2 protein-coding genes are annotated in these 1,524 nt (G+C 39.9%); both read left to right on the plus strand.

Annotated features, from left to right (window positions below; translation table 11 throughout):
• Positions 1 to 1,091, plus strand: a 1,091-nt coding sequence (locus tag AAC037_RS24215; protein ID WP_339906248.1) for a pectate lyase, incomplete at its 5' end; no start/stop codon positions are given.
• Positions 1,092 to 1,207: 116 nt separating this feature from the next.
• The coding region (locus tag AAC037_RS24220; protein ID WP_339906249.1) for a Gfo/Idh/MocA family oxidoreductase at positions 1,208 to 1,524 on the plus strand (317 nt) is incomplete at its 3' end.

A 1,524-nucleotide genomic window follows, 5' to 3' on the forward strand; every position in this document is an offset into this window, starting at 1 on the left:
AACAAGCCCTCGACTATGCCAAAGAAGCTGCCTATGCATTGATAAGAGGACAAAATAAATATGGAGGCTGGAACCATACCATCAATTTTAAAGATTTGGATATGGATAAAGTGAGCTTTGATGATAACCAAACCCAGTCAGCCATTAGCTTTTTAATGGCGCTAGACCAGGAAGTTGAAGATGAACTAATCCACAAAGCCTCTCAAAAGGCATTGAAAATGATGGTTGCCACCCAATTAAGCAACGGTGGATGGCCTCACAAATACCCTGAACAAGGAAACTATCATGATTATGCTACTTTTAATGATTGTATTCGAGTCATGATAGAGGCTTATCAATTCTATCCCAACGATGAAGCAATTGAAAAAAGCTTGAAGAAGGCAGCGAGATTTATGAATATTTCTCAACTCCCTCCTCCCCAACCCGGTTGGGCACAACAGTACAATGAATTTTTACAACCTGCCTGGGCCCGCACTTTTGAACCTCCGGCAGTTTGTCCATTAGTGACCGTTCACAATATCAATACCCTAATTGATTTGTACCTTGCCTTAGGTCATAAAACTCTACTTGAGCCTATTCCTGACGCTTTAAGGTGGCTTAAAGAAATAAGAATGGAAAATGGCATGTGGGCAAGGTTTGTAGAAATCGGAACCGGCAAACCACTTTATTATGACAGACCTAGGATTCGTGTAGATAATTTAGAGGACCTTCACCCTGAACGACGGACAGGCTATGGTTACCAAACTGATTTGCAGGCACGTCTTGAAGCAAGTACTGCGCGCTACGACAAAGCAATGACTTTGGGATACAAAGACTTATTGAAAGGGCAAGAAGGCTTACAAACCAAAGAAGAAGTAGCTAAACGTTTGGAGGAAATAAGTTCAAAAGTAATCCAAATCATTGATGAGCAAGAAAAATCAGGTGCTTGGATTACTAAAAATGACACTTTCAAAAAAAGAATGCCAAGTGGGGTCAGATGGAATGGTCAATACTTAACCATGGATCGGATTAGTAGTGAAGTTTTTAATAATCATATAAGCCTTTTGACCACATATATTGAGCTAAGCAATCAACTGAATAAATTTGAATAGTTTTAAGACTTGTTTTAATTTGAGACGGTGTTAACATAATACCTCTATTTAAAGAAATTAATTACAATGGAAGAAAAAGCTCTTAATAAATGACTAAAAAAACGCTAGGAATAGGAATGGTTGGTGCTCGTTATGGAGCGCGCATGCATCATGCAAATTATATGGGCTTGACCCCTGGGCTGGTTGAAATCAGAGGTATCTGTGCATTAACAGAAGAAAGCGCAAAATCTTTTGCGCAAGACATTGGGGTATCTTTTGTAACAACTGAATTAGATGAATTGCTAGCTCGAGAAGACGTTGATATTATCGATATCTGCACACCTCCTGCCTCCCATCATGAGATTGCCATAAAAGCGGCAAAAGCCGGCAAGCACATTATCATGGAAAAGCCGCTTACCGGATACTTTGGTGAACCGGGAGATACCGAACCTAT

Origin of the sequence: uncultured Cyclobacterium sp. (assembly GCF_963976465.1) — a bacterium.
GTDB lineage: Bacteria > Bacteroidota > Bacteroidia > Cytophagales > Cyclobacteriaceae > Cyclobacterium.